The organism is Desulfitispora alkaliphila (genome assembly GCF_050433185.1).
Lineage (GTDB): Bacteria > Bacillota > Desulfitisporia > Desulfitisporales > Desulfitisporaceae > Desulfitispora > Desulfitispora alkaliphila.
In genome coordinates this window covers 73410-80283 of record NZ_JBNPXS010000008.1, presented here as the reverse complement: position 1 = coordinate 80283, position 6874 = coordinate 73410, and the positions used below count along the sequence as shown (strand labels likewise).

The window sequence follows — 6874 nt, the reverse complement described above, 5'->3', positions numbered from 1 at the left end:
ATGCAATTAACTTAATGAACCGCCAAGTACCGAACGGTATGCTTGGTGGTGTGAGAGGACGGTAGATAAAATAATTATCTACCTCCTACTCGATATATATCAGGAATAAGTTTTGTCCACTTCTCATAAATTTAAGGTAAATTCATTTATAGGTTTAGAAAGAGGTGGAGAAATGAGGGTTTGGATTTATACTTTTAAATGGCCAAGCTATCTATCGGCATTGTTTTTAGGAATGATAATTGTATCTATAGGTTATGTTTATCATCAAGGGCATATAAGTGAGCAGGTTGCTCACGAAGAAGCTTTTTCATTTGTAATAGCTGAAAAAGTAGTAGTCATTGATCCGGGGCATGGAGGCGCGGATCCAGGTGCAGGAGGGTCACACGGTGCTGTTGAAAAAGACATTACATTGGATATAAGCTTAAAATTGAGAAGATACTTAGAGCAAGGTGGAGCAAAAGTAATAATGATACGGGAAGACGACAGAGATTTGAGTACATCGGAAAAGGGATACAGTAAGAAAAAGCGGGAAGATTTGAAAAATAGAGTTAAAATGATTAAAGAAGCTAATCCAGATATTCTTGTAAGTATTCACGTAAACTCATTTCCTTCAAACAAATGGTCAGGTGCCCAAACATTTTACAATGGTAACAGTGAAGAGAGCAAATTGTTTGCTGAGGAAATACAACAAAGCCTTATAGATACAATGGGTAATACAACTAGAAAAGCAAAGCCTATTGATGCTTATATTCTCAGAAATAGTGATACTACTGGGGCTTTAGTAGAAGTAGGATTTATTTCAAATCCTCAAGAAGCTAAACTAATGATGGACCTAGAGTATCAGGATAAATTAGCTTTAGCTATATATGAAGGAATTAACTCCTATTTTAGTGAAAATAACGAGCTTTAAAAAGACAGGTGACAAAACTTGTCTTTTTTTATTTTAATTAAAATTTGTAGTAAGGGTAAAATAACTTATAGATAAGATATTTAACCAGGAGGTTTTTAAATGCAAATATCTAGAATAATTGATAGAGTAATATCTCCCGTAAATCAATGGGCTAGTGATAAAAAAATAATACGCGAGCAGCGCTCAAGGCTTTACAATATGGGCTTCTCAAAGGGAGAAGTGGAGGCCATAATTATTTACTGGAAGAAAAACGAGATGCAACACTATGAGCCTGGACAGCTGATTTGGAGACTGGCAAATCTACACGATGTGAGTTTAAAAAAAGCAGGGGAAATGTTATCTCTTGGTAAAGGGTGGTATCTCTTGCAAAGAGATATTTACAATTTAGAGGCAGAAAGAGAGCAGGTATCGCCACTAAAACATTGAATTATTGAACAGAGATGAGCAGCGTAAATTTAACCAAAATGCTTAAGGTTGAGGAGGATCATATGGAAACTTTAAAAGCAAACGAATCAATACCAGCGAAAATAGCAAGGACAGTTGTTGAAAACTCAGTGCGTTCGGATAAGAAACTAAAATTTATACCAAAGGATGTAGAACCACCCTTTCATAAGCCGGCAGGTGCATTTGTCTCTATAATAAAGGAAGGGCAATTGCGCGGATGTATGGGAACTGTCCAACCCACAAAAGAAAATGTGGCTGAAGAAATAGTGTGTAATGCAATAGAAGCTGGTTTTAATGATTCTAGATTTGAGCCAATTCAGATGGACGAATTAGACCAATTAACCTATTCTGTTGACATATTAGGAGCAGTAGAACAAGTAACTAGCGAAGAGCAGTTAGATCCCCAAAGATATGGTGTTATAGTTAAAAGTGGAGAGAAAAAAGGTACTCTCCTTCCAAATCTGCCAGGGATAGAGACAGCAGAGGCTCAGGTAAGAATAGCTAAGGAAAAGGCTGGCATAGGTCCAGGAGAACCAGTGGAGCTAGAGCGTTTTGAAGTTACAAGGTATCACTAAGGAGCTATTGTAATGAAAAAGTTGCTGTTATATAATGACCCATGAGGTGATAATAATGACAGAAAAAGAGCAACTACATAATGCGGCAGAAATAGCACTTAGAGAGTGTATGGGGTTAAAAGCAAAGGAACAAGTGCTGATAGTAATTGATGAGCCTATGGTAGAACTGGGAGAAATTTTTTATAAAGAGGCCTTGCGTCAGAGGGCAGAAGCAATGATTATAAAAATGGAAACTAGAGAAAATCACGGCAGTGAACCACCGACTACGGTAGCAGAGGCAATGAAGGCTAGCGATGTAGTACTATGTGTTACATCTAAGTCCCTTTCTCATACAAAAGCTAGAAGAAAGGCTAATGAAGCGGGAACTAGAGTTGCTACCTTACCTGCTTTGACAGCGGACATGATGAGTAGAACCCTTACTGCAAACTATAAGGAGATAAAAGAGCGCAGTGAGTTATACGGAAAGATTCTGACTGAGGGGAAACAAGTTCGCATTACCACAGCTAAGGGTACAGACTTGACAATGGATATAAATGGGCGGGAGGGGCAACCTGACACAGGGATATATCACCGATCTGGCCAGTTTGGAAACCTACCTGCGGGTGAAGCTTATATTGCTCCCGTTGAGGGGACAACTAATGGCAAGTTGGTCATAGATGGAGCTATGTCCGGGTTGGGAATACTATCTGAACCATTGGAGATTACGGTAGAAGATGGTTATGCAATTGCAGTAAAAGGAAAAGAGGCTTCAAAGTTAGAAGAAATTTTTAAAAGGTATGGAAAAGATGCCAGGAATATTGCAGAGCTTGGAATAGGGACTAATGATAAAGCGAAGTTAACTGGTTTTGTATTAGAGGACGAGAAAGTGTTGGGGACAATTCATGTTGCTGTGGGGGACAATAGCACATTTGGAGGTAAAGTCCAAGTTGCCAGCCACTTAGATGGAATAATTACTGAACCAACTGTGGAGATAGACGGCGAAGCTATAATTGAAAAGGGAAAGTTGCTAAAATAGCTATAAGAAAGGGACTAACTCTGCAGTGAGTGGTCCGCATCAAGGGGGGTGCGGCAATTGTAGTCTGTACTAATCCAAAGCTCAAGCAGGACTGGTACAATGTAGAGGTGGCTAAGGAGCTATTAAAGAATGATATATTGGTGGTAGCAACAGGCTGTTCAGCCCATTCCTTGGCAAAGTTTTCACTAATGTCCCCAGAGGGAGTTAAGCATTGTGGAGAAGGATTAAGAGGAGTCTTAGAAGCGTTAGGTGGAGCTCACGGCTTGCCTGCACTGCCACCAGTACTGCATATGGGAAGCTGTGTGGACAATTCGAGAGTCGATGAGCTGTTAGTAGCAGAGTTGCCAACTATCTAGGTGTATCCGTATCCCAGTTGCCTGCTGTAGGATCATGTCCTGAAACGCACAGTCCCAAAGCCATTGTTATTGGTTCATACTTCTTAGCCCAAGGAGTTGATGTGCACGTTGGAATTGCGCCGCCTGTATCAGGTTCAGAGTTGCTCACAAAGGCCTTTACTGGCGATAAATCAGAAACTGAGCTTTGTACTGATGTCCTATTTGGTGGCAAGCTAATTGTTGAGTTAGATCCCTACAAGGCAGGGAAACTGATGATAGAGAGAATAAATCAGAATCGAGTAGGTTTAGGCCTAGAAGTATAGTGACAAAACAGGTCCAGATTGATTGGACCTGTTTTGTGTTATAATGATAGATAGAGAATAAAAGAGGTGATATGCGTGGATTACATCAAAGAAAAACCAGCTATTGTGGCTTTTATAATGCAAATAGTACTCTATCTATTGCTGATTACGCAGGTATTAAATACTATCCCTTGGGTTCTAGCAACATTTATGTGGATAGGCGTTACAGTAACTAGCCTAGTTCTAGGAATCTATGCTATGATTAAGGGAAAAAATCTGGCACTGTCTGGAATTGTAATATTGCTAAGCTTATTATTGCTGTATAATTTTGTAGTTATAATATTTTTATCACTGTCTTAAAATCTTGATAAAATCTTAACAACTCCATCAACAAAAATAAAATATTTTTGGATACTATATAACTGTAAAGGCCATGGTTTTTACAAAAAAAAGTAGGAGGGATTACAATGAAAAAGTCAGTAGTAGCAATGGCCAGTGTGCTAATCTTAGGGCTGTTTGTGGCTGGATTCGCACCAAGTCAATCCTTTGCAGCTGAAGTGCAGGACCGCTTAGGTTTTGGTCCAAAGCAAGGTATTACTCCAATTGGTGAGTTAGCTGTAGATGAAGACCTTACAAGAGAAGAACTGATTGAAAAGGTCGTTGAAGAGAGAACCAGGGTAATGGAGGAAAGAGTTAAGGCAGGAGAAGTTTCAGAAGAGCAATGGGAAGTTTGTCAGGAGAGAATGAGTGAGCGAATAACAGAAAGATTGGAACGCCAAGGAGAGTGCTTTAGAGGACAGGGACGATGTCAAGGAGCAAGACAAGGTGAAGGCATGGGCCGTGGGGCACAAATGCGAGGAAACATACTTTAAATAGTTAAAGCTGGCTCAAATTGAGTCAGCTAATTTATACCATAGTAAAGTTCTACTTTCCATCGGCATAAGTGCAACTAAGGCTTCCGCCGAAGCTCAAGCTTGACGCAAGCCAAGTTTTCTTTAATAACTAGAATGGAGGCGAGCTAAGTGGCAGTTGGCAATAAACTAAAACTACTAGTTGTTGAAGATGAAATTAAAATTGCGGAAATGGTTAAGTCCTATATGGAAGCAGAGGGCTACCAGGTTAAAGCTGCTTGGGATGGTCAAGAGGGCTTGGAGTTGGCTTTAAGCTGGAAGCCAGATCTAATTGTTTTAGACATAATGCTTCCTTCAAAAAGTGGGCTAGATGTATGCAAAGAATTGAGGAGTAAAAGTCAAGTTCCCATTATAATGCTAACTGCCAAAAGCCAAGAAATAGATAAGTTACTGGGCTTAGAACTAGGGGCTGATGATTATGTAACAAAGCCCTTTAGTTTAGCTGAGTTGACAGCTAGGGTAAAAGCTGTGATACGCAGGTCTTATGGTGAACAAGCTACTTCTGAAGTTACAAGAAAAGAAGAGTTAGTAGTGGGGGACCTAAAGGTTAATCTTGAAGCGCACCAAGTATTTCTAAAAGATAAAATACTGAGCTTAACACCTACAGAATTTAAGATATTACAAACATTGATGAGCAATCCGGGAAGAGTATACAGTAGATTACAGCTAGTAGAAGCAATTTTAGGGGAAGTTTACAGCGGGTACGAGCGTTCAATAGACACCCATGTAAGCAACCTAAGAAAAAAAGTAGAGGTAGATCCGGCTAACCCTCAATATATCCTCACTGTATTTGGCATTGGCTATAAATTTAACTCTAGTTTTAAGGAATGGAAGAAGAGGTGAGGTAATGAAATTAAGGACAAAGCTAATATTAGCATTCCTAATAGTTGCCTTAACCGCTGCAGGTATTTCTATGACTGTTGCAGTATGGTCCACAAAAGACGCCTTTGATCAGTATATAGAGCAACAAGTAAGCATTAATGCAGAAAGGTGGAAAGATATAGCGTCTAATTACTACCTGAGGCATGAAACCCTTCAGGGTTTACAAGATGCTATTCACATGCCTATGGGGCAACATATGGGCAATATGAGAAGGCGAGTAGAGACCAGGGATTTTGAGGTAAGTCAGAGAACAATAATACTGGATCAGGAAAACAAAGTAGTTTTAGATACCAACAACGACAGTGTAAATCAGCTATTTAGTACGGAGGATTTGAAGGGCAGTGAACCCATTGCCTTAGATGGTCAGCAGATTGGCACTCTGTTAGTAGAAGTCAGCCCTCCGCCAGGAGTAGTAACATTAGAAGAGCAGTTTCTAGCATCAGTTTATCGGGGATTTCGTTGGAGTGCTGCACTAGCAATTTTATTGGCTATTGGAGTAGGAATACTTTTTGCTCAACGTCTAGTAAGTCCTATTGAGCATTTAACGGATGTTGTTAAAAGTATGAAGGGAAATGTTATGAAATACAGGGCTCAGATAAACACGGAGGATGAAATAGGTACGTTAGCTGTGGCTTTTAATAAAATGGCTGATGAACTAGAAAATAATTTGAAATTGAAGGGACAGCTTGTTGCTGATGTTTCTCATGAGTTAAGAACACCAATCACAATTCTTCGTGGCAACTTGGAATCTATTCAAGCTGGAGTCAAAGAACCTACTCAAGAACTAATCTTATCTATGAACGATGAAGTAATAAGACTTTCCCGTTTAATTGCTGACTTGCAACAGCTAAGTTTACTGGACTTTGAAAAACTAGAAATGAACAGACAACCATCGGACTTAACTGAACTAGTAAAAAAAATCATTCCCATCTTTTATTTAGAAGCAGAGGATAAGGGGATAGAATTTGAAATAACATCTAAAGGTCCGGTTTTTGTAGAAATTGATACGGATCGGATCAAACAGGTATTGATAAATCTCATAAGTAATGCTATGAGATATTCTCAAGATAAGAGCAAAGTTAGAATTGACATAACATCTAAAGAAAACAGTGTTACTGTGAAAATTTTTGATTGGGGTCAAGGCATTTCAAAGGATGAAATAAAAAACATATTTGAGCGGTTTTATAGAACTGACAAGGCTCGGAGTCGTCAACAGGGGGGGACGGGATTAGGCTTAGCAATAACTAAGGGGGTCATTGAAGCTCATGGAGGCAAGATTTGGGCTCAACATAATGAGCCTCGAGGAACAGTATTTATCTTTGAAATACCTAAAGGGCACAATTAAGAACAGTCGAAAGGCTGTTTCTTTTTTTAAAATAAACACAGAATTTTTGCACTATTTAGATATCTATTGTATTTAAATTCTTAGTTTCCTATAATAGTAATTGTATTATTTAGTAATTATAGAGTTATTTAGCTGCAGTACTGGAAGGGAGCTGG

General features: G+C 39.1%; 8 protein-coding genes and 1 pseudogene. All 9 read left to right on the top strand.

The features are described 5' to 3' along the window. Positions 1-172: 172 nt before the first annotated feature. The 9 genes and pseudogenes from cwlD (at position 173) to GGQ84_RS04795 (ending at position 6719) form a co-directional block, all read left to right on the top strand. A complete protein-coding gene (cwlD, locus tag GGQ84_RS04835; protein WP_429159911.1) occupies positions 173-910 on the top strand; it encodes an N-acetylmuramoyl-L-alanine amidase CwlD in 738 nt (245 codons plus the stop codon). A 99-nt stretch (positions 911-1009) separates the two neighbouring features. After that, positions 1010-1336: a D-ornithine 4,5-aminomutase subunit OraS gene (gene oraS, locus GGQ84_RS04830; RefSeq protein ID WP_429159909.1), complete on the top strand. Its 327-nt coding sequence runs from the start codon at positions 1010-1012 to the stop codon at positions 1334-1336. A 62-nt stretch (positions 1337-1398) separates the two neighbouring features. Then, entirely contained in the window at positions 1399-1929 is a 531-nt protein-coding gene (gene amrA / locus GGQ84_RS04825; RefSeq protein WP_429159907.1) for an AmmeMemoRadiSam system protein A, read from the top strand. Between the two features lie 55 nt (positions 1930-1984). After that, positions 1985-2944, top strand: coding sequence for an aminopeptidase (locus GGQ84_RS04820; protein WP_429159904.1), 960 nt, complete (start codon positions 1985-1987; stop codon positions 2942-2944). Between the two features lie 38 nt (positions 2945-2982). Next, positions 2983-3602, top strand: a pseudogene (locus GGQ84_RS04815) (anaerobic carbon-monoxide dehydrogenase catalytic subunit); the annotation flags it as partial. 75 nt (positions 3603-3677) lie between these two features. Beyond that, positions 3678-3941 carry a hypothetical protein gene (locus tag GGQ84_RS04810; protein ID WP_429159901.1) on the top strand — a complete coding sequence of 88 codons (264 nt, stop codon included), beginning with the start codon at positions 3678-3680 and terminating at the stop codon, positions 3939-3941. Positions 3942-4048: 107 nt separating this feature from the next. Further along, on the top strand, positions 4049-4453 hold the full coding sequence (locus GGQ84_RS04805) for a hypothetical protein (RefSeq protein ID WP_429159898.1): 405 nt from the start codon (positions 4049-4051) through the stop codon (positions 4451-4453). Positions 4454-4603: 150 nt separating this feature from the next. Further along, positions 4604-5335, top strand: coding sequence for a response regulator transcription factor (locus tag GGQ84_RS04800; protein ID WP_429159895.1), 732 nt, complete (start codon positions 4604-4606; stop codon positions 5333-5335). Positions 5336-5339: 4 nt separating this feature from the next. Then, positions 5340-6719 carry a sensor histidine kinase gene (locus GGQ84_RS04795; RefSeq protein WP_429159892.1) on the top strand — a complete coding sequence of 460 codons (1380 nt, stop codon included), beginning with the start codon at positions 5340-5342 and terminating at the stop codon, positions 6717-6719. Positions 6720-6874 lie beyond the last annotated feature (155 nt).

Excerpts from the sequence above, each read along its gene's own strand:
- cwlD (WP_429159911.1), top strand. The coding sequence starts at position 173 with ATGAGGGTTTGGATTTATACTTTTAAATGGCCAAGCTATCTATCGGCA.
- oraS (WP_429159909.1), top strand. The coding sequence starts at position 1,010 with ATGCAAATATCTAGAATAATTGATAGAGTAATATCTCCCGTAAATCAA.
- amrA (WP_429159907.1), top strand. The coding sequence starts at position 1,399 with ATGGAAACTTTAAAAGCAAACGAATCAATACCAGCGAAAATAGCAAGG.
- GGQ84_RS04820 (WP_429159904.1), top strand. The coding sequence starts at position 1,985 with ATGACAGAAAAAGAGCAACTACATAATGCGGCAGAAATAGCACTTAGA.
- GGQ84_RS04805 (WP_429159898.1), top strand. The coding sequence starts at position 4,049 with ATGAAAAAGTCAGTAGTAGCAATGGCCAGTGTGCTAATCTTAGGGCTG.
- GGQ84_RS04795 (WP_429159892.1), top strand. The coding sequence starts at position 5,340 with ATGAAATTAAGGACAAAGCTAATATTAGCATTCCTAATAGTTGCCTTA.